Genomic DNA, 22,987 nt, shown 5'->3' with positions numbered 1-22,987 from the left:
TTTTAATAGTCATAGCTTTTTTTTTTACTTTCCAGCTTCCCTAATACTCATTTAGTTTAGTCGCATACACTCCGTACGACTCATTAGTTACTTTGTAAAAAGGTAGAAGCGTATATTCTTTTCCATTATTTTTCAATGAAAATGACATAGAATTCTCTTGTTTAGAGATATTTTTCAAAATATCTGACTCATTTCCTTTTAATATTGTTTCTTCATTAACTTGGAATGCTAATAAAACCGGTCCATAAAACAGTGCAACTACATTTGGATTATCAGGCATTTTTTTTAAATTAAAATGATAATTAAAACGTATTTCTATCTTATCACCGTTTTTCCACTTTCTGTCAATTATAAAATAAGACATCGGAGTTACATTAGTTGTAATAGGTTCACCGTTTACCAAAACCTGAGTTTGTTCGTCTGCCCAAGATGGGATAAATAATTTCAATGCAAATGGCGTAGTTTTATTAGCCGTTATGTTAAATTTTACAATAGAATCATCCGGAAAATCGGACGACTGTGACAAATTAATCCCTTTAGATTTCCATTTCACAGTGGAAGGAACATACAAATTTACCCAAAGGTTATCATTGTTATGAAAATAAATATTAGCATTTAAGTCCGTAAACGCTTCAATAGTTGTTCCGTTACAACAAAAAAACTCACTGGGGCTGGCAAAGCTCTTCTTATTCGGAGAGCCCAATGGCAAAGAATAAACATTCCATCCGGTTTCGGCATTTTGTAGTGCAAAAACGGAATTATAAAGTGTATTCATATATACATCGGCATATTCGGGTTGGGCAGTCCAACGAAACAAAGTACTTGTGATTTTTTGAGTATTATGTGAAACGCATGATTCAGATGTTTTGTCAGTAAGAGTTGTACTTAAACAATCTGGTTTTCCCCAATGTTCTGAAGTTTGAGCAGTTGGAGTTGTAGCAATAGGTCTAGGACCACTACTAGACCCATTCACATAACAATGATGATGTTCCAACATATCCCAAAAGTGGGAAACAACATCACGATAATAGCTGTCTCCGGTATTTTCATACCGTTTGGCAAACCCAATTATCAAAGGTAAATGAGTATTGGAATGTAAGCCTGACAAAATATCTTTCCCCTCATACAACGGCTGACTGAACCATTTACGGTCAAAAAGACAAGCCAATCTGTAATGAGTTGAATCTTTGGAAATTTCAAATAAATTCTGTAATACATCATTCATCCCACCCGCTTCATTTGCGGGATTTGCCTGAGGAGTATATAGCATTTTTTCAATAGTTTCTGGCGAAAGTTTATCCATACGCTCTTTTACATAAGCTGCCATATTAACAACTATTGCATAGGCTTTTTTATTTCCGGTAAGCTGATAAACATCGAGCATTCCCTGCATAGTTTTATGATAGGTATAGTATGGCGCCCAAACTCCACTAAATTGTGTTTCCAATGTAGTAAAATCTTTTTTGGGGAATGCGCTCAGGTATTTGCCACCAAGTTTTTGCTGACACTCTTCAAGCACATCAACCATATATTTCACACGTTTTTGAAGCAAAGTATCGCCCGTTTTTTCAATCAAAGAAGCACAAGCCGACAAATAATGACCCACAAAATGCCCGCGCAATCCCACATTAGGCGACTCCCAGCCTTCAAGCGGTTTCGCTTTCGATTCAATTCCAGCATTTATCCTGAAATTGTGTAGTAGCCTATCCGTATCAAACTGATAAATATACTTTGTATTGACAGTCTCCCGTTCCTTTATCCATGACTCAGACAAAACAACATCTTTATTTAAAAATGCGATGGGTCGCTTCGCCTTGTCAAGGAATGATTGTCCAAAAACCGTCTGGCAAACAAACAAAAACAACCCAATACATTTTATTTTATTTTTCATATTGAAAATTTAATATTAGAAAAATTGCATTATTATATTGAAACTGTCACATTCAATTTTAAACCAATCACTTCATAACTATTTTAAAAACAACTGCAATATTATTCGGAATAGATTTTGGTTTTATGATTACCAATGAATCTACTTCTTGTTTCCAAGAAATTTTTTCTTTACTGCCAAGAAGTTCAATTTTTTTGATTTTTCCTGTTTCTTCTTTTTTTGCGAGTGACTTCAATAAAATATTTTCTGTTGGTTTACCCATCACCGTAGCATACAAAACATTTCCTTTCTGATTGTATCGAATATCTTTTGCTGAGTATTTTATTTTTCCCTCATTAAATCCCTGGCTATTAATAGGGTTAGATGCGTCGGCAGCAGGTCCTTCACCATACAGTTTCCAAGGGCGGGTGTCGAAGATACTTTCTTTGTTTACATCCATCCAAGCGGTAATACCTTCAAGAACAACCACTTCCTTGTCATCAATAGTACCATCTCCACGAACAGGAATATTAAGTAATAAATTTCCATTTTTACTGACAATATCTACTAAAGCACGAATGACACTCTCAGCCGATTTATAACGGTTTTCATCATACACCCTTCTATTATAATGCCAATCTCCGATACACGTGCAGGTTTGCCATGCTTTTTCTTGTGGTTTGTCAGGTGCTCCACGTTCTACATCCCACACCAAACATTCCTTTTGTTTATCTGAAAGTATTTTGCCGAATAAGACAGCTTCTAATTTATTATCATGGGTCTTCATGTTATGATTGTAATAATGAGCAGCTATTTTTAAACCAGCATCGCTAACCGGATACAATGGGAGTGCTGTATCATCAAAATATAGCAGGTCGGGGTTGTACAAATTAATAAGATCCATAGTACGGTTATAAAATTTTTCACAGTACGCTTGGGAAGGCCATGAGCTTTTATCTTGCCATTCCCAATTCCATCCCTTTTTGCTTAATCCATGATTTTGTGCATACAACTCCTGAGGATCCAATCCTTCCCACCAAGTGCCTTTTCCATCTGCTTTTGTAAGTTTTCCATCATATGGAATATCTTTAAATTCTCCAGATTTGTCGGTGCCCTGTGCCGTTTCGTACCACATCGATGCATGGGCAGCATGTACACTCAATCCAAAAGGAAGCCCCTGTTTTTTAGCGGCTTTTGACCAACCGTTTATAATATCCTTTTTAGGACCAACACGAACAGAATTCCATTCTTGGTATTTACTGTCCCATAAGTCTAGATTATCATGATGGTTGGCCATAGCAAAGAAATATTGAGCCCCTGCACGTTTATAAAGAGCTACAAGTTTATCTGGATCCCAGTTTTCTGCTTTCCAGTCGTGTATTACGTCTTTAAAACCTACTTTTGAAGGGTGTCCATAATGGTCAACATGCCATTTATAGTAATCATGCTCTTCTTCATACATGCCACGTGCATACCAATCGCCCCGCTCAGGCTGACATTGTGGTCCCCAATGAGCCCAGATACCAAATTTTGCATTGCGAAACCAATCAGGAACTTCGTATTGACTAAGAGATTGCCATGTTGGCTCAAACTTACCAGAGGTAACGGGTTCGTTACCTTCTCCAATAGGCAACGGAAAATTTTCCTGAGCCTTCAAGAAACATGAGAATAGCATGAAAATTGCTATAGATAGACTAACTTTCATTGATTTTTTTTTGTTCATACTAATATTATTTTACTTTTTATTTATATCTTTTTCATTAGTTTATTAGTCCATTTTATAAATGCGTTCCATCAGTTGCCATTTTTGGTTTGCTGTTGCCTCGACAGAGCTGTCCTGAAATTGCGACATATATGCTTCCCATTCATTTTGATATGGCTTTAGTGCCAATTCTTACATCGTCTCGTCGTGGTTAAAATCAGCTACGGTATCCATAATCATGAAAAGCTTTGTTCCCAAAAGATAGATTTCCATATCGATAATCCCTATTTACATAATAAACCTTATTAGGAATGGAGCCAGCAGCATTTTTGCGCTGACTCCATATAAAAAATTCAATTATTTATTCTTTAACCATCTTAAATGATTTTGAGTGATTTGATTTTACTCCTTCAAAATGAACTATATACAATCCTGATTTCAATGAAGATCCCATTGCCCAATTGGCTTAAAATTTTATTGTCTCTACTTTTCTCCCAAGTATATCAAAAATGGAAACACGAAATGGTTGATCTGAATTTACAGCTTCACCTTTAAATTCGTTAACAAATAGGATTTGGATAAACCTTAATTGAATTGTCACATGATTGGTTCGATTCAGTCGCCAGGCTTACTGCTGCTTTCCTGTAATTATAAAATTATCAAACATTACAGCATTAGAACTCTCCGTATTAGGATTTATTCTTAGGCTTATTGTTTTATAATCTCCTGAAGGCAAAGCAACCGATTTTGCTTCTGCATTCCACCCTCCACCACTAGCAACTGTAGGTAGAGTTACCCAAGAAGCACCACCATCAGTACTTGCTTCAATTTTTGGTTTTACTGCATCTCCTGCATCTTCAACAACAAAATTATAAGACAGGTTTAAATTTGTAAAACCAGCCACATCGATATTAGGTATGATAACAGCAGCATCTTTGGATTCTATTTTCAATAGAAATTGGTTACCCCATCCTTGACGCAAATTTATTTTGGCATTGTCAGCAGTTTCTAGATCTACTCCGCCACTCCATGTTCCTGCCTTTTTAGATGGTTTAAATGTATGCATTTGACCATCTCCAAGGATACCAACATTTGATTCAAAATTTTCGGAATACAGAGTTTGCTGTGCATTGGCTAACATCCCTGTTAGAACCAAAAATAATAATGTGATTTTTTTCATTTTTTTTAAATTTAATGTTAAACAATTATAATTAAGAAATGGGGTTTCTAAATTGGTAAAATAACCCGTTGGATATAACTAGTTTAATTTCAATTATCCAATGGAATTTTTATATGCTTTAATTAATTTCCACTAGCAATAATAGCATCAATCGTTCGCTGATCTTTCACCGTAAAATTTGCTCTGTCCACTGCACCGCCAGTATCCCACCAGAATGGGATCAATCCATTGGCAATTGCCTGTTTTGTCACATACCTGATCCAATGATCCACGGAGTTATTGTGGGCTTCCAAATCCTGGGGGACATATTGGGCATTATCACGCCTGTACACGCCATATTCACCGAGGATTACCGGGACTCCTTTATCTACGAATTTCGTTTTTGCCAAGGCCATCGATGCGTCTACTGCATCTTCTTCCCCATAAGTAGCATTACGCTCGGGCTCTATTTCTGAATGATAACCTTCCCCCCAGTAGTAGGCCATATTTCCCCAACTCACATCTTCAAACAAAATGCAGAATTGGGAAGGCGTGTAATAATGTACCTCGGCCATCATACGGCCCTCTATTTCATCTGTAGGCATATCCATCAGCTCATCGCTCCTCTCAATATTCGTACCGGGTCCCTGAATCACGAGCACTCTATAACTGTTCCTTCCTCCTGTTGCCCGAACAGTATTGACAAAGGTTTGGTGATAAGAATGAAGTACCTCCATCTCAACAGCATCGTGAACTTCTGGTTCATTGGCACTGGCAAACATCAGGTGCTCATCAAAATCACGCATTGCCGTTGCTATTTGCTCCCAAAAGGCTTTCTGTTTGGCATTTACCGATTCTTTCTTTGCAGGAGTACAGTTTTTTTCCAGCCAACCGCCATCCCAATGGATGTTTAGCAATACATACATATCATTATCAACACAGTACTGCACCACCTCTTTTACACGGTCCATCCACACTTGATCTATTTTAGCAGTTGTCTGATTTGAAAACTGATCCCACGAACATGGAAGACGAACGGCATTGAATCCCAAATTCTTTATAGTTTCAACATATTCTTTTGTGATATTTGGATTACCCCAGGCGTTTTCACCTCCTATAGCCTCTAAAGTATTACCAATGTTCCAGCCCAGTTTTATTTTGGCTGCCAGTTCAACAGCGTTACTGCTCATCCCAGAAGCATCAGCTGGGATGGTATTTAAATTGTAGCTAGGATATAAATTACCCGTTTGTGTAACTGTTATACGTCTTACCTGTCCATTGCTTGACGTCACTGTAATTGTAGCAGTACGAGTCAATTGAGAACCATTCATTCCAGATGTTATTGTTATTGTTGCTGTTCCACTACCACCACTCGTATTGTTTATTTGCAACCAAGAGGTTGCTGGATTAGAAACAGTCCATGTGCCGTTTGTTGTAAGTGATATATCAGAAGTTCCGCCATCTGGCTCAAAGGAGACTTCGGTTGTGGAAACCATTAGTGTTGGATCTTCACCCGCCTCACCGCTACTTGAACACGATACTGATGTTACAATAACACATAGTAAGAGTAAAATTTTGTATAAATATTTAAGCTTCATTTTTATTTACTTACTTTTTTAGATTAATAAATATTAAGTTTCAGTGAGGGTCCCTGTTTTAAAATTCAATCCTGCTTAATAGTTCCAATGCATGATATCTCAGCTAAACTGTATTTTTATTAATAATTAATATTCAACGGAATTAATAAATGAATTTCCATTCATCAAACAAAAAACCCTCTCCGTTAAATACAAAATAGATGTTCTCTACTCCTTTACCCTTTTTCTGATTTATTTTCTTTGAGATCGTAGTCCATTCCTTCTCATCACATGTAAGCGAAACAAGAGGGGTACCTTTAAGATTATTTACATAAACATCAATTTTACCTTTTCCTTTCACTTTGGCTTCGAATTTGGAAGGAATCTTTTTGCTAAAATCGGCCCCTCGAACCATCAGACATTGTTTGTCTGCTTTTCCTTTGGCAACCATATTTCCCACATTTCCAACAGCTTCAAACTGGACTTTCCCCGAAGTGCCTCCAGTGGTTTCTGCTTGCTGAAGTACGAATGGATTTAATGGGTTAAGTTGTGACGGCCCTTTAAAAGTTGCTGTGACCATGGGGATATTCACATCATTCCCTTCATCCACCTGCATTTCTTCTATACCCACATTACGAAAACCACCTGTAGTGCCAAAATAATCCTGTAAATACATGGCATGGTAAGCAAGGTAATATTTCCCTTTAAACTTAAGGAAGTGCGTGTGGTTGTTTGTAAAAGGGCCCACGTTAACTTCGCCAGTATTCTTAAAGTAATTATCGCGATACTTCCAACTATCTGGATCTAAAGGTGTTTTACTGGTCATATAAGATATGTTGCATCCAGTTGGTTTAGCAATATTGGTATAAGGCCATTCAGTGCGTTCATCCCAATTCGTACAATAGCTATAAACCCAGGTTCCATTGATAAAGTTAAGATCGCTGGCTTCATTAAAATAAGGAGCGGGTATCTTAGAAATTTTGCCGGCCAAACTCATCATATCTGCTCCTAATTTGACGATTCTGGCATTATCCGGCATATATATTGTTTTAGGTTTTCCGGCTCCAAAAACCAGCCAGCCTGTACCTTGGTCGTCAATCAAAACTCCGGGATCGAATGGATTATTGACGTCCACACCAGGGACAGAATGGTCAATTATGTTCTTTCCTAATGGGTCTTTCCACGGACCAACGGGAGAGGTAGAAGTAAGCATGGCTGAGGCTCCACCACCATTGGAGTAATACAAATAGAAGTGCGTCTTACCATCCGCTTCCAGTCTGGATGTAATGGAAGGTGCCCAGGACACCCCAGTCCATGGCGCCACCTCTGCTGTATTTATGAGGCCATGATAGGTCCAGTTTACCATATCATCTGAAGACATCATGACCAGTGTACGGATATGCTCGTATGAATTTTTCCCATCCTTTCCTACCTTCTCGTACTGTTGATGGTCATTCGTGGCATACACATACATTCTTCCATTGTATTCCACAGCTGTCGGATCGGCCGTAAACATAAAATCTAATAATGGATTCGCATTATCGGACATAAGTTTCGGCGAAACATTTGCGAATTTTTCTTCCAGATTTTCTTTAATCTCTTTCGGTTTATCCGAATTGGTCTGAGCTGATACGAATTCTGTACCTCCCAAAAAAGCCATACTAACGACTGTACTTAACAATACTTTTTTTCTAAACATGCTTTCTTCATTTTACCCAAAAAACGGATACTCGTTAAGGGTTCATTTAAATTGATTAATTATTCTTAAACTATTGTAACAAAGAGGTAAATCCTTCCCCGAGACTGGCGAATGCTTGACGAATCTCAGGCACGGGAAATAACCTTATGCTATCATGGACATTATACTATTTAATTAGATCCCGCTATAATAGCATCTAACAAAGCCTGGTCCTTTACCACATTATTAGCTCTGTCTAGAGTAGCACCTACCTCCCACCAGAATGGCAGAAGACCATGCGCTTTAGCCTGTTTGGTCACATAAGTTGCCCAGTACTCTACAGACTTGTTGTGCATATCCAGATCCTTAGGTACAAATTTGCTACTGGCAGTCCGCCTAAAGGATGCATATTCCCCCAGCACAACAGGGATACCCTTATCAACAAACTTCTGTTTCATCTTTTGGAATTCATCAAGGATCTCATCCTCTTCTCCATAGGTGGCGTTCCTCTCTGGCTCAATGGTAGAATGATTCCCAGCCCCCCAGTAGTAAACCATGTTGCCCCAACTTACATCTCCATCCAATACTATCGTAAATGTAGCAGGCGTGTAGTTATGTATCTCAACCATCAAACGATTAGGTACTGGATCTACAGGAAGCGTATTCATCAGATTATAAGTTAATTCACCGTTAGTCCTAGGCCCCTGCACAACTAACACCCTGTAACTGTTTTTGCCTCCGGTAGCGCGAACTGCTTTAACAAATGTCTGGTGGTAGCTATCGAGTATGGCCATCTGCTCGGCATTATCAGCCTTAGGTTCATTCGTGCCGGCAAATATAAGGCGCTCATCAAAATCACGCATTGTTGTAGCAATCTGCTCCCAAATCGCCTTTTGCTTCGCATTAACGGACTCTTGCATTGCCGGAGTGACATTATCTTCCAGCCAGCCCCAATCCCCGTGACAATTCAGTACCACATACATATCATTTTCCACGCACCATCCAACCACTTCTTTCACACGCTCAAGCCACGCAGGGTCTATTTTCATTTTTTCAGGATCGCTTAAATGACTATAAACCCAGCCAACAGGAAGCCGTACAGCATTGAAACCTATTTGTTTTACAAATTTTATGTACGATTCGGTAAGTTTACTATTCTGCCAGTCGCCTTCGTTTGGGGATTCCATGGTATTGCCAAAATTTATTCCCATATGCATTTTTGCCGCCAATTGTACGGCTGTGCTGCCCATTCCTGTTTCGTCTGGAGCTTTAGGCGTTAAATTGTATGAAGGATATAAATTGCCCGTTTGTGTAACTGTTATACGTCTTGCCTGCCCATTGCTTGACGTAACCGTAATTGTAGCGGTACGATTCAATTGAGAACCATTCATTCCAGATGTTATTGTTATTGTTGCTGTTCCACTGCCACCACTTGTATTGTTTATTTGCAACCAAGATGTTGCTGGATTTGAAACAGTCCATGTGCCGTTTGTTGTAAGTGATACATCAGATGTTCCGCCATCTGGCTCAAAGGAAACTTCGGTTACAGAAACCGTTAATGTTGGATCTTCACCCTCACCGCTACTTGAGCAGGACATTATACTCATTACAATTGTAAAAAGTACTGTCAAGATTTTACATAATTGTTTAATTCTCATTTTTATTTGTTTTTATGGTAAATAATAATTATCTCAAAACCTATAGGATAATCAACTTTTGTTGAATACCCCAGACCCTATTTTTAATAACAACCAATAACTTAAAGCTTTTATCATTTTATATAAGCCTGTTTTAAGCGATGGAGTCCCTTGACAAATAGATCTGAATAACCTTATACTATAAATTTGACATTATACTATTGATTATATCCTGCAATAATGGCATCTAACATAGCCTGATCCTTTACCACATTGTTAGCTCTGTCTAACATAAAACCTATCTCCCACCAGAATGGCAGAAGACCGTGTGCTTTAGCCTGTTTGGTCACATAAGTTGACCAATAATCCACAGACTTGTTGTGCATTTCCATATCCAAAGGAACAGGCTTGTCAAGGTCGGGAGTCCGCCTCCAGGTTCCATATTCACCCAGCACTACAGGGATACCTTTATCAACAAACTTCTGTTTCATCTTTTGGAATTCATCAAGGATCACATCCTCTTCTCCATAGGTGGCGTTCCTCTCTGGCTCAATAGTAGAATGGTTCCCAGCCCCCCAGTAGTAGATCATGTTGCCCCAACTTACATCTCCATCCAATACTATCGTAAATGTAGCAGGTGTGTAGTTATGTATCTCAACCATCATACGGTTAGGTACCGGGTCATGAGGAAGCGTATTCATCAGATTATAAGTTAATTCACCGTTAGTGATAGGCCCCTGCACAACCAGTACCCGATAACTGTTCCTGCCTCCCGTTGCGCGAACTGCCTTGATGAATGTTTCGTGATAACCATTAAGTATGGCCATCTGCTCGGCATTTTCAACCTTAGGCTCATTCGTGCCGGCAAATATAAGGCGCTCATCAAAATCACGCATGGTTGTAGCAATCTGCTCCCAAAGCGCCTTTTGTTTAGCGTTAACCAAGTCTTTCTCAGCTGCATTAACATTATCTTCCAGCCAGCCAAGATCCGCGTGAGCATTCAGTATCACATACATATCATTGTCCACGCACCATCCAACCACTTCCTTCACACGCTCAAGCCACACAGGGTCAATCTTCATTTTATCTGGATCGCTTAAATGACCCCAAACCCAGCCAACAGGAAGCCGTACAGCATTGAAACCTAATTGTTTTAAAAATTGCACATACGATAAGGTAATTTTACTGTTCCACTCACCTTCGATTGGGGATACCATGGTATTGCCAAAATTTATTCCCATATGCATTTTTGCTGCCAGTTCAACGGCATTACTACTCATTCCTGTGGCATCGGGAGTTTTTGGCGATAAATTGTATGAAGGATATAAATTACCAGTTTGTGTCACTGTTATACGTCTTGCCTGCCCATTGCTTGACGTAACCGTAATTGTAGCGGTACGAGTCAATTGAGAACCATTCATTCCAGATGTTAATGTTATTGTTGCTGTTCCACTACCACCACTTGTATTGTTTATTTGCAACCAAGATGTTGCTGGATTTGAAACAGTCCATGTGCCGTTTGTTGTAAGTGATACATCAGATGTTCCGCCATCTGGCTCAAAGGAAACTTCGGTTACAGAAACCGTTAGTGTTGGATCTTCACCCTCACCGCTACTTGAGCAGGATACTGATGTTACAATAACATATAGTAAAAGTAAAATTTTATATAAATGTTTAATTCTCATTTTTTGTTTATTTTTTTAGATTAATAAATATTAAGTTTAAAAACTTTGGTTTCATTGAGATTCCCTGCTTTTAAGTAAATCTGTGACTCCCAAAAGTCACAGGTTTTTTAAATTCAATCCTGAATAGTTCCAATGCATGATACCTCTGCAAAACCGTATTTTTATTTAGTCATAGCGTCTATAATACCCTGCATTAAGCAATTTTCCCATTGATAACTGGACTGAATTCTATAATTTATCAAAATAACCCGTTGTGTAACTAGTCTTAATTCTAGTATCCAACGTGTTAATATGTTTTAATTAGCAACTACAGTTATAAGGGCATCAATTGTTCGCTGGTCTTTAACTGTATTATTGCTTCTATCTAAAGCGCCGCCCGTATCCCACCAGTATGGTATCATACCATTGGCTAATGCCTGTCTGGTAACATATGTTATCCAATGATCCACTGAGTTATTGTGAGCTTCCAGATCTTGAGGAACATTTTGGCTATTGTCTCGTCTGTAGGCTCCATACTCGCCCATGATCACTGGAAACCCTTTGTCTACAAACTTCGTCTTCATTTTTCCAAAGTACTCATCAACAGCATCTTCCTCTCCCCATGTGGCTTTGCGACCAGGTTCAATAATAGAGTGGTTACCTTCTCCCCAGTAATAGAACATGCTACCCCAACTTGCATCGCCATCCATCAGACAGAACTGAAAAGGAGTATAATAATGTACTTCGACCATCATTCGGCCTGGTATCTCATCCGTAGGAAGCGTATTCATGAGGTTATAGGTATTATCTATATCTGTTGATGGTCCCTGTACGACAAGTGTCCGATAGCTGTTCCTGCCACCCGTTGACCGCACTGCATCTACAAACGTTTGGTGGTAGGAAAGCAACACTTCCATCTCCTCAGCATCATGTGCAGGAGGCTCATTACTACCTGCAAATAGCAGATGGTCATCGAAATCGCGCATTGCCGTGGCTATTTGTTCCCAATAAGCTTTCTGCTTGGCATTAACTGAATCTTGCATTTTCTTGTTAATGTTAGCATCTAGCCAACCGCCGTCCCAATGGATATTTAATAAAGCATACACATCATTGTCAACACAGTAACCCACTACTTCCTTCACCCTGTTAAGCCAATCTGGATCTATTCTAGCAGTAGCAGGGTCTGCTACATGATGCCAATCCCATGCGCAGGGAATCCTAATGGTATTAAACCCTTGTTGCTTTACAAATTTTATAAAATCTTCGGTAATGACAGGGCTGCCCCATCCTGTTTCACCACCTGGAGCCTCGAACGTATTGCCTATGTTCCATCCCAATGTCATTTTGGAAGCTATTACAACAGCGTTACTACCCATTCCCGTTGCATCAGGAGCCAATGGTGCTACATTATAAGATGGATATAAATGGGCTCCTTGGGACACTGTAATACGTCTAGCTTGCCCATTATCAGACGTAACATTAAGTATAACCGAGCGCGTAACGCCCGTTTCATTTATAGCTAACGTTAAAGCAATTACACCTTCGCCTGCATTACCCATTGTTGGGTTTAATTGTAACCAAGCGGCAGAGTTGGTAATTTTCCATGTATCATTAGTTGAAATTGCTATTTCTAATGTGCCTCCTTCAGGCTCGAAAGAAACTTCGGTCTCAGAAACCAATAGCTTTGGGGCTTCGCTTTCACTATTATTGCTTGAGCACGACACAGTAACCATTACAATCGCAATAAGCAATAAAAAAAATTTATTGGAATGTTTTAAGTTCATTTTGTTTGTTCTTTTAAATATATTTGTTGTAAGATTTGCGGGAAAGTTCAACCCGCAGACCATAATTTCAATAATCAACCAATAACTAAAAGCTTTCATCAATTTTGTATAAGCCTGCTTTAAGCGATGGAGTCCCTTGACAAATAGATCAGAATTTGTTGTTAAAGGTTCTATTAATCTTATTCTACAGTTTTTAAAATAACCCGCTGGATATAACTAATTTTGTTTATAATTAATATTCTACGGAATTAATAAATGAATTTCCATTCATCAAACAAAAAATCTTCTCCATCAAATACAAAATAGATATTCCCTACAGCTTTATCTATTTTCTGTTTTATTTTTTTTGAGAGCGAAGTCCATTCCTTCCCATCACATGTAAGCGAAACAAGAGGAGTCCCTTTAAGGTTATTTACATACACATCAATGTTACCTTTTCCTTTTACCCTGGCTTCGAATTTTTTAGGAGTCTGGTTGCTAAAATCGGCCCCTCGAACCATCAGACATTGTTTGTCTGCTTTTCCTTTGGCAACCATATTGCCCACATTCCCAACAGCTTCAAACTGGACTTGCCCCGAAGTGCCTCCAGTGGTTTCTGCTTGCTGAAGAACAAATGGATTTAATGGGCTAAGTTGTGACGTACCTTCGAAAGTTGCTTTGCCCATGGAGATATTTACATTGGCTTCATCCACCTGCATTTCTTCGATACCTACATTACGAAAACCTCCCTTAGTGCCAAAATAATCCTGTAAATACATGGCATGGTAAGTAAGATAATATTTCTCTTTGAACTTGATTAGGTGCGTGTGATTGTTTGTCCAAGGCCCCACGTTATCCTCGCCAGCATTCTTAAAGTAATTGTCGCGATACTTCCAACTATCTGGATTTAAAGGTGTTTTACTGGTCATATAAGACATGTTGCATACGGTTGGTTTAGCAATATTGGTATAAGGCCATTCAGTACGTTCTTTCCAACTTGTATTAAAGGTATAAACCCAGGTTCCATTCATAAAGTTAAGTTCGCTGGCCTCAAAAAAATAAGGAGCGGGAATCTTAGCAACATTGCCAGCCAAACTGATCATATCTGTTCCTAACTTGACGATATGGGAAATACCCGGCATATAATCTGTTTTTGGCGTTCCCCCTCCAAAAGCCAGCCAGCCTGTACCTTGGTCGTCAATCACAACTCCGGGATCGAATGGAGCATCGCAATCCACTCCGGGAACAGAACGGTCGACTATGTTCTTTCCCAATGGATCAGTCCACGGGCCAACAGGAGAGGTGGAAGTAAGCATGGCTGTGCCACCACCGCCATTGGAGTAATACAAATAGAAGTGCGTCTTACCATCCGCTTCCAGTCTGGATGTAATGGAAGGTGCCCAAGAATTCTGATTCCATGGCGCCAGCTTTGCTGTATCTATGAAGCCATGATACGTCCAGTTGACCATATCATCTGAAGACATCATGACCAGTGTGCGGATTTTCTCGTATGAATTTTTACCATCCTTTCCTACATGCTCATACTGTTGGTGATCATTCGTGGCATACACATACATTCTTCCGTTGTATTCCACCGCTGTCGGGTCGGCCGTAAACATAAAATCTAATAATGGATTCGCGTTATTAGTGAGAAGTTTCGGCGAAACATTTGCGAATTTTTTTTCAAGGTTTTCTTTAATCTCTTTCGGTTTATCCACATTAGCCTGAGCTTCTACATCTTTTTGATATCCCAAAAAAGAGATAACAAAGACTGTGCTTAATAATATTTTTTTTCTAAACATGCTTTATATTTTACCCAAAAACGGATACTTGCTAAGGGTTAATTTAAATTGATTAATTATTCTTAAACTACTGTAACAAAGAGGTAAATCCTTCCCTGGGCGAATGTTTGACCAAATCTCAGGGAAGGAAATAACCTTATGCTATAATGGACACTCTATTATTAATTATATCCTGCGATAATGGCATCTAACATAGCCTGATCCTTTACCACATTATCTTTTCTATCAAAAACTTGACCTACCTCCCACCAGAATGGTAAAAAACCATTCGCTATCATAGTTTTGGTCGTAAACGTTAGCCAGTATTCCACAGACTTGTTGTGCATCTCCGTATCCTTAGGAACACCCCTTCCGAGGTCGGCAGTCCGTCTATAGTCTCCATATTCACCCAATATCACAGGGATACCCCTATCAACAAACTTTTTCATCATTCCGAGTTCAGCAATGACCGCATCCTCTTCTCCAAAGGTGGCGTTGCGCTCCGGCTCAATAGTAGAATGATTCCCAGCCCCCCAGTAGTAAGCCACTTTGGTGCCCGGACCATGATCTCCATCGTGGTTCATTATAAATGGATAAGGCGAGTAGAAATGCACCTCAACCATCATACGATCAGGTACCGGGTCGTAAGGAAGCGTAGTCATCAGCTTAGAAGTGTATTCACTACTACCACTAGGCCCCTGCACAACCAGCACCCTGTTACTGTTTCTGCCTCCGGTAGAGCGAACTGCCTTGATGAATGTTTCGTGATAACCATTAAGTATGGCCATAATCTCGGCATCCCAAGCCCAAGGTTCATTCGTGCTGGCAAATAGAACGTGTTCATCAAAATCACGCAAGGTTGTAGCTATCTGTTCCCAAAGTGCTTTTTGTTTCGCATTAACAGATTCTTTCTTATCGTGGGTAATATTATTTTCCAGCCAGCCGCCGTCCCAGTGAATATTCACCATCACATACATATCATTATCCACACACCACCCAACTACTTCTTTCACTCTGTCAAGCCATTCTGGGTCAATTTTCGCTTTGTCAGGATCAATTATATGACTCCAATTCCATGCAACAGGAAGTCGTATTGCACTGAAACCTGTTGCTTTCAAAAATTTTATATATGATTCGGTAATTTTATTACCATACTGCCAGTCGCCTTCGCCCGGGGATTCCATGGTATTGCCAATATTTATACCCATTCCCATACGCATTTTTGCCGCCAGTTCTACCGCTGTACTGCTCATTCCTGTTGCGTCGGGTGCTTTAGGCGTTAAATTATATGATGGATAAAAATTGCCCGTTTGCGTAACTGTTATACGTCTTGCCTGTCCATTGCTTGACGTAACTGTAATTGTAGCGGTACGAGTCAATTGAGAACCATTCATTCCAGATGTTATTGTTATTGTTGCTGTTCCAGTACCACCACTCGTATTGTTTATTTGCAACCAAGATGTTGCTGGATTAGAAACAGTCCATGTGCCGTTTGTTGTAAGTGATACATCAGATGTTCCGCCATCTGGCTCAAAGGATACTTCGGTCGCGGAAACCGTTAGTATTGGATCTTCAGCCTCACCGCTACTTGAACAGGATACCGATGTTACGATAACACATAGTAAAAGTAAAATTTTGTAGAAATGTTTGGACTTCATTTTTTTTATTTTTTATTAATAAATTTTTATGGATTAAAAACCTGCGGAAAATTCAATTTTCATTGAATCCCGCAGGTTACTTTTAGCTATTAAAAAGTTTATTATGAAAGATTTATTCTTTGATTTTCACCACTCTAATATTGTCAATAGCAGCATAAAAACCTGTTGCTGTTGATGAAGAGGCGAAATTTTTAAGGGTCATATTATAACTACTCGCACCAGTAGCGCCTAGTAATTTATTTAAACTGTCAACTGGATTACCATCCCCTAATGTGACATCTTTTGATTTGAATTGAGATAAAGGAATCGTTACGGTTTGCCAACCATCCGTTTTATAAGCAAGGGTCTTATTAGAACCAGGAATTTTCCATGGCTCATAACGCGCTACAAAAGTATCACCTGCAAATTCAGTTCTAATATAAAGCGTACCTCCATTCCATGGGTTGGCCACACTTATTTCAAATTGAAGCCCCCAGTTTTCAACAGGATCTGAAAGATTGGCCACAGGTATCCATTTATTACCCGTATTAGAATTACCCAATGGGGCGTACTTACTTTCACCACCGGCTAAAATAGGCGTATTAAAATATATATACATAGAATTATTTGTTCCCATCGAACCATTAAAATCGGCTACGGGGCCAAAAGCTAAAGAAATATCTCCCCACCAATGATAACCAAAATAATCACCCCACTCAAAATTTGCTAAAAGACCTACTTTATCGCCATTTTGAGTATTTATACCATACACAGTAGAAGCCGTTCCATAACTATTAACAATGGTCACTGGTCCACTAGAGTAACTCCATCTATCAGGAGCTATAAACTCAACATAATAACCATCTGGTTCTTCTGTAAAATCTGTAATATTAGCACCGCCAAAACTAAAACTTGAAACATCATTCAAATTTTTACCATACACACGTACTAAATCGCCCCCAGAAGGATTTGCATTAGAAACAGCAAAAATTTCTGGAACAATTAAAACATCAAATTGATAGATACCAGATGCAAGAACAAGCTCTCCAGCCCAAGGCATTGGCGCATCAATAGCCGGAAGTGTAAATCCGATGGAACTACCATCATCTACTGTTGTAAATGATGACACATCTGTACCTGCTAGGGTCAGTTTTTCTATCAAATATAAATTAGCACCATAAATATAAATCGAATCGCCTGCCATAGTAGCAGATGTCATCGAATTGCCATAGATGGTAGCTGGCGGCCCAACTACATTAAATTTAAAAGTAGTTGTTCCGCTAATGGTAACATATTGTATAGTATTAACAATATCTGGATCAAGATTATTAAGAGGTACAGACCAAGGAACTTGTAAAACCGCTGTGTTATCTGAAAACAATCCAGCATCGAACTGAGCAGAACTACCATTAAAACTTATTTCAGTGGCTTTTTTTAAATTCTTCCCATGGACTACTATCCATTGACCAGGAACTATCTTATCAACAAGCGTGTCATTTGGTGAAGCTTCATAATTTCGTATCTGTGTAATAACAGGAGCACCACCCGAACCTGAAACATCATCATCATTATTATCACAAGACGTAAATAGTGTAATAATTACCGTTATACTGAAAGCCAGTAAAAAAGGAATGTATTTATTTAGTATATTTTTCATGTCTTTATTATTTAGTATTAATAGTATGGTACTGCAGGTTCATTCAATTTTGGATTAGCAATTATTTCTAATGAAGGTAATTGCAAAGTAAAAGTACCAACAGATGCCGGAGTAATAATTCCTATAGGATCATTAGGTGTAGCTATTTCAGTATCTTCATCATAATCAAATCTTACCCTTATATCATTACTAATTTGAGTATTAAGAACTTCAATTGCTTTTACAGGATTATAATAAGAAAGTCTTACTAAATCATACCAATATTGTCCTTCACAAGCAAATTCAAGTCTTCTTTCTTTTAGAATAATATCAGTATTAAGCTCTGTTAAAGGATCAACCCCTGCACGCTCTCTTACCATATTAAAATACAATAAGGCTTCAGCATTAGTTGTAGAGGCATTATTACCCAAGATAGCTTCAGCATATATCAAATAAACATCTGCCAATCTAAGTAATGAATTATGCTCTATAGAACTTAAAGTCGTCATTGCAGGAAAATTATTATCTACTTCGTTACCAATAATATGTTTCTTCATCGCTGGCAAAGTACAAGTATATCCACCTTCAGCAGCGTTTAACTCTTCATAATAGTCTCCAGGGAGCATAATAGTCGCTTTACGTCTTATGGAATCCTGCTCAGTATACGCTAAATACAAATCATAACTCGGTGATGGACCTCCAAAAGCAAGCTCTTTTTGAGGGACAATATCATTGCTTGGCGACATTGTCAAGTTCATATTACCTTCCCCCCAACCACCACTGGGACTAGTCCATTGCAGTGCAAATAATGATTCTGGATTATCATTGAATTGCGTTTTAAAAAGATCTTTATAACTAGGAAGTAATACAGAGCCACTGTTTTCTATTACATCTTTTGCATAATTTTTTGCCAAGTCTAAATATTCCTGATTGCGGGTTCCACCTGATTGACCTAATCCTGCCATCGTTAAATATACTTTGCTTAACAGACCTTTTGCAGACCAACTAGTAACTCTACCTTTTTCATCAGTTTCAGGAAGATTTTCGGCAGCAAAAATTAAATCTTCAGTAATAAATCGGTAACCATCTGCTACTATATTTTTGTTTACTAAAGGAGATGATATCAACTCCGCATAATCTTCATATATAGGCACTTCTCCCCATGTCATAACAAGATGATAGTATGCCATAGCACGAATGAATCTTGCCTCCGCTATGGCAGCATTTTTATCTGCCTCAGCAATTGTTGCTGGTGCATTTTCAATACCATTAATTGTAGCATTGCAATGCCCAACCACAAAATATAGCCCTTTCCAACAGGATACTAAACGATCGTTAGTTCCTGAAAGCGTAAACGTGTTAAGCTCTACCAGATCTTGCCCTCCCCATGGCAGAACAAGGTTCCCGCCTAATACATCCCCAATAGCAATGATTGCTCGATTATGGTATTCTCCCCATACTTTACCAGCATAAAGTCCCGCCGTAGCTAACCTGAGTTCTTCTTTTGTCTGATAAAAATTTTCAGTGCTTATCTCTGATAGAGAAGGTCGCTCGAGAAAATCTTTCGAGCAGCTTACTGCAAAAAACACAGCAAACAACACACAAATCAATTTAAAATTTATATTTTTCATAATACGTTAGTTTATTTATTTAAAATTAAAGTCCCAAGTTAAGTCCTAAAGTAAATGTTCGTGCTTGCGGGTAAAAGCCATCATCAATTCCAGCCCGTAATGGATTCCACGAACCCACTTCAGGATCCAATCCTTTGTATTTAGTAATAAGAAAAGCATTGGTTACATTCGCATACACACGTAAATTATCTAAATGGAATTTATCAAGTATGTCTTTAGGGAAGGTATAACCTAGAGTAATATTTTTACATCTGATAAAAGAGCCATCTTCAACATATTTATCAGAGAAACGGTGGCTTTGATTACTATTATTATTTTTAAGCCCTACAATGGTAGTGTTTGGATTGGTAACATACACATTGTTAACATCTGAAGCCGAACCATTTGGATCAATTAAAGCAAGTACCGCATGATCTTTTAATGTTTTTAAGTATCCATAATTAGTTAAAGGATTTTCTCCATTAATTCTCATTGCATTTATTACTTTATTACCAATATTAGAACTAAAGAAAATATTCAAATCAATACCTTTATAACTAAAGTTATTACCAAAACCTAGTTGAACAACAGGAATTGGAGAACCTAAATACGTTCTATCTTTTTCAGTAATAATACCATCCCCATTTAAATCTTTAAATTTAAGATCTCCATACCATACCCCTCCAGAATTTGGCGTAATTGGTAATGCAACACCATCATTAGTAGCAGGCAATGCATGCGTCTCAAAATCGCTTGCGGTTGCAAATACGCCTCCATCTACTTTGTAACCATAAAAATCACCTATAGATCCACCAACTACCGTTTGAGCAACTACTTCATTGCCATAAGTTCCAGGCAAGGAAGCTCCATCTGTATTTAATTTTAATACCTTGTTTTTATTATGAGATAAGGTAAAATCAGAACTCCAAGAAAAATCTTTAGTATTTATATTTTTAGAATTTATACGAAAATCTATCCCTCTATTTCTAACAGATCCAATATTTACATATGGAGCAAAAATTGCTCCTGGAGACCACCCGGTAGTTGTTCCAGAATAAAGTGGTAATGGGATTTGCATTAACAATCCGTCCGTCAAACGATTATAGACATCAACTGAAAGATTAAGTCTCCAATTAAAAAGATTTGCATCAATTCCAACATTACTATATTCTGTACTTTCCCATTGAACATCAGGGTTTCCTAAATTAGTCACAACTAGTGCATTACCCAAAGATGTTGGAGACGCCGTTAGCGTTGATAAATAAGCATTTTCTCTAACATTTTGATTATTAGTTTCACCATAACCCACTCTTATTTTAAGCTCATTAATCCCTTTTACATCTTTTAAGAAACCTTCTTTATTGATCTTCCATGCAAATGCTCCAGAATACGTATTTACCCAACGGTTATCTGATATAAATTTTGAAGAGCCATCTGCACGCAAATTAGCTGTAAACAAATATTTATCATTTAAAATAAAATTAAGACGCCCAAAATAAGATTCCTGCGCACCAGCTCCTTTTTGTCCACCATTTGTAGCAGTTGATGCATCACCACTACCTATATTGGTAACATTGTCTGAAATGAAACCTCTTCTTGCTGCATTAACATTTTCAAACTGAGACAACTGTGCCTCATGTCCTAACAGCAAGTTAACATTGTATTTGTTTTTAAACACTTTAGCATAAGTAAGAAAACTCCTAAAAGCAGTAAAATAGTTTTGACTATAACTATATTTTGACTCATTCACTAATCTCTCAGCTAACCCAAATTTATATTTAGGATAATATTCATTATTTGTTTGAAGAAAAACATTTGCTGAGATCTCATTTCTAAATGTCAAATTCTTTGTCAATGTCATATCAGCATAAAGATTACCAAACAACTGATTTCTTTTAGGATTATTTTTATTAACAAGAGAAATAGCAACTGGGTTTACACGTTTTGTAATCCATCCTTCACTACTTTCTTCTCCAGCATAACTACCATCAGGATTTTTAACTGCTATATCTGGTGTTTGCCATAATGCTGATGCAATAACATTTGAACCTGTTGTATTTACATTCTCATCAATATGGGTTAACTGTAAACTAGTTCCTATTTTCAACCAATCAGTCGCTTTATTATCCAAATTTATCCTTAAAGAAGTTCTTGTAAACTTAGATCCTATCGCTATACCCTCTTGACTAAAATATGAACCTGACAATAAATACTGTGTTCTATCATTACCTCCACTCATTGTAAGTACATGATTGCTCATTGGAGCACTTCTGAATAATTCGTCTTGCCAGTTTGTGCCTTTGCCTAAGTGCTTTGGATTTGCAAATTCAGGCCTTTCATCAAATCCCCAAATAACAGATCTATCGTTAATAAACTGGGCATACTCTTGCAAATTCATAGTAGGATATTGCTTTGTTAATTGCTGAAATCCACTACTATAGTCATAAGTAATTTTTGGCTTCCCTTCTCTACCTCTTTTAGTGGTAATAACAATGACACCATTAGTCGCCTGCGATCCATAAATAGCAGTTGCAGATGCATCTTTTAAAACGTCAACAGACTCAATATCTGAGGGACTAATAGCAGCTAATGGATTTGTACCATTGCCTCCATCATAACTTTGACCAATTATAACTCCATCAATTACATATAAAGGAGAACTTCCACCAAAAGAAGACAAACCACGTATTTGTACATTAACCCCTCCTCCTGGTTGCCCAGATGTTTGTTGTACCACTACACCGGCTACTTTTCCTTGTAGCGCTTGATCAAATGTAGTAGGTTTTGTTTTGAGAAGTTCTTCTCCACTAATAGAAGAAATACCACCAGTAAGATCTCCTCTCTTTGATTTACCATAACCAATTACTACCACTTCGTTCAAAGAATTAATATCTTCTTTTAATCGAATACTTAATTGATTACCGGTAATTTTTACCTGTTGGGTCACAAACCCTAAATAGCTTACTGTAAGTGTTTCTCCAATTTTGGCCGTAATGGAAAATGTACCATTTTCATCTGTAACGGCTCCTTGGTTGGAATCCTTCAGTAAAATGTTAACTCCTAAAAGCGGTTCACCGTTTGATTCGTCTAAAACGACACCAGTAATTTTTTCAGTGGAATTTTGGGCTGATGCCAGACAAAACGGAAATAGTATTGCTATAATAGCATACTTCTTGATAAGGGTTCTAGATAGCTTTATGACATATCTAATCACATGTTTTTCATTCATATTTAATTTAATTTTAGTTTGGTTATGGTTTAAAGCATACAATT

Annotated in this window: 14 protein-coding genes; all 14 read right to left on the bottom strand. The window is 38.1% G+C overall.

Going from position 1 to position 22,987, the window contains the following annotated elements:
- Positions 1-40 precede the first annotated feature (40 nt).
- Positions 41-1,891 (bottom strand): beta-L-arabinofuranosidase domain-containing protein, encoded by a 1,851-nt coding sequence (locus tag CSW08_RS02440; protein WP_106658316.1) that lies wholly within the window; start codon positions 1,889-1,891, stop codon positions 41-43.
- 67 nt (positions 1,892-1,958) lie between these two features.
- Positions 1,959-3,593 carry an alpha-L-fucosidase gene (locus CSW08_RS02435; protein ID WP_203226838.1) on the bottom strand — a complete coding sequence of 545 codons (1,635 nt, stop codon included), beginning with the start codon at positions 3,591-3,593 and terminating at the stop codon, positions 1,959-1,961.
- A 45-nt stretch (positions 3,594-3,638) separates the two neighbouring features.
- Complete coding sequence (locus tag CSW08_RS18485) at positions 3,639-3,761, bottom strand: L-rhamnose mutarotase (protein WP_203226837.1); 123 nt, start codon at positions 3,759-3,761, stop codon at positions 3,639-3,641.
- 439 nt (positions 3,762-4,200) lie between these two features.
- Positions 4,201-4,752, bottom strand: a complete 552-nt coding sequence (locus tag CSW08_RS02425) for a hypothetical protein (RefSeq protein ID WP_106658314.1) — start codon at positions 4,750-4,752, stop codon at positions 4,201-4,203.
- A gap of 122 nt (positions 4,753-4,874) precedes the next feature.
- A complete protein-coding gene (locus CSW08_RS02420; protein ID WP_106658313.1) occupies positions 4,875-6,329 on the bottom strand; it encodes a cellulase family glycosylhydrolase in 1,455 nt (484 codons plus the stop codon).
- Between the two features lie 142 nt (positions 6,330-6,471).
- Positions 6,472-8,007 (bottom strand): glycoside hydrolase family 43 protein, encoded by a 1,536-nt coding sequence (locus CSW08_RS02415; protein WP_106658312.1) that lies wholly within the window; start codon positions 8,005-8,007, stop codon positions 6,472-6,474.
- A 170-nt stretch (positions 8,008-8,177) separates the two neighbouring features.
- On the bottom strand, positions 8,178-9,584 hold the full coding sequence (locus tag CSW08_RS02410; protein WP_238987184.1) for a cellulase family glycosylhydrolase: 1,407 nt from the start codon (positions 9,582-9,584) through the stop codon (positions 8,178-8,180).
- A gap of 257 nt (positions 9,585-9,841) precedes the next feature.
- Positions 9,842-11,308 (bottom strand): cellulase family glycosylhydrolase, encoded by a 1,467-nt coding sequence (locus tag CSW08_RS02405; RefSeq protein ID WP_106658310.1) that lies wholly within the window; start codon positions 11,306-11,308, stop codon positions 9,842-9,844.
- Positions 11,309-11,604: 296 nt separating this feature from the next.
- Complete coding sequence (locus tag CSW08_RS02400; RefSeq protein WP_106658333.1) at positions 11,605-13,071, bottom strand: cellulase family glycosylhydrolase; 1,467 nt, start codon at positions 13,069-13,071, stop codon at positions 11,605-11,607.
- A gap of 248 nt (positions 13,072-13,319) precedes the next feature.
- Entirely contained in the window at positions 13,320-14,852 is a 1,533-nt protein-coding gene (locus tag CSW08_RS02395) for a glycoside hydrolase family 43 protein (protein WP_106658309.1), read from the bottom strand.
- Positions 14,853-15,013: 161 nt separating this feature from the next.
- Positions 15,014-16,489 (bottom strand): cellulase family glycosylhydrolase, encoded by a 1,476-nt coding sequence (locus CSW08_RS02390; RefSeq protein WP_106658308.1) that lies wholly within the window; start codon positions 16,487-16,489, stop codon positions 15,014-15,016.
- A gap of 112 nt (positions 16,490-16,601) precedes the next feature.
- Positions 16,602-18,125, bottom strand: coding sequence for a glycan-binding surface protein (locus CSW08_RS02385; RefSeq protein ID WP_106658307.1), 1,524 nt, complete (start codon positions 18,123-18,125; stop codon positions 16,602-16,604).
- A 17-nt stretch (positions 18,126-18,142) separates the two neighbouring features.
- Positions 18,143-19,735, bottom strand: a complete 1,593-nt coding sequence (locus tag CSW08_RS02380; RefSeq protein ID WP_106658306.1) for a RagB/SusD family nutrient uptake outer membrane protein — start codon at positions 19,733-19,735, stop codon at positions 18,143-18,145.
- A 25-nt stretch (positions 19,736-19,760) separates the two neighbouring features.
- Positions 19,761-22,943, bottom strand: a complete 3,183-nt coding sequence (locus CSW08_RS02375; protein WP_106658305.1) for a SusC/RagA family TonB-linked outer membrane protein — start codon at positions 22,941-22,943, stop codon at positions 19,761-19,763.
- Positions 22,944-22,987: the final 44 nt, after the last annotated feature.

The sequence above is a fragment of the Confluentibacter flavum genome (genome assembly GCF_002843175.1).
GTDB lineage: Bacteria > Bacteroidota > Bacteroidia > Flavobacteriales > Flavobacteriaceae > Confluentibacter > Confluentibacter flavum.
The sequence above is the reverse complement of the archived record's forward strand: the minus strand, read 5'-3'. Positions and strand labels throughout refer to the sequence as shown.

Coding starts and splice junctions, on each gene's coding strand:
- CSW08_RS02440 (WP_106658316.1), bottom strand. CDS start 1,891: ATGAAAAATAAAATAAAATGTATTGGGTTGTTTTTGTTTGTTTGCCAG.
- CSW08_RS02435 (WP_203226838.1), bottom strand. CDS start 3,593: ATGAACAAAAAAAAATCAATGAAAGTTAGTCTATCTATAGCAATTTTC.
- CSW08_RS02425 (WP_106658314.1), bottom strand. CDS start 4,752: ATGAAAAAAATCACATTATTATTTTTGGTTCTAACAGGGATGTTAGCC.
- CSW08_RS02420 (WP_106658313.1), bottom strand. CDS start 6,329: ATGAAGCTTAAATATTTATACAAAATTTTACTCTTACTATGTGTTATT.
- CSW08_RS02415 (WP_106658312.1), bottom strand. CDS start 8,007: ATGTTTAGAAAAAAAGTATTGTTAAGTACAGTCGTTAGTATGGCTTTT.
- CSW08_RS02410 (WP_238987184.1), bottom strand. CDS start 9,584: ATGTCCTGCTCAAGTAGCGGTGAGGGTGAAGATCCAACATTAACGGTT.
- CSW08_RS02405 (WP_106658310.1), bottom strand. CDS start 11,308: ATGAGAATTAAACATTTATATAAAATTTTACTTTTACTATATGTTATT.
- CSW08_RS02400 (WP_106658333.1), bottom strand. CDS start 13,071: ATGAACTTAAAACATTCCAATAAATTTTTTTTATTGCTTATTGCGATT.
- CSW08_RS02395 (WP_106658309.1), bottom strand. CDS start 14,852: ATGTTTAGAAAAAAAATATTATTAAGCACAGTCTTTGTTATCTCTTTT.
- CSW08_RS02390 (WP_106658308.1), bottom strand. CDS start 16,489: ATGAAGTCCAAACATTTCTACAAAATTTTACTTTTACTATGTGTTATC.
- CSW08_RS02385 (WP_106658307.1), bottom strand. CDS start 18,125: ATGAAAAATATACTAAATAAATACATTCCTTTTTTACTGGCTTTCAGT.
- CSW08_RS02380 (WP_106658306.1), bottom strand. CDS start 19,735: ATGAAAAATATAAATTTTAAATTGATTTGTGTGTTGTTTGCTGTGTTT.
- CSW08_RS02375 (WP_106658305.1), bottom strand. CDS start 22,943: ATGAATGAAAAACATGTGATTAGATATGTCATAAAGCTATCTAGAACC.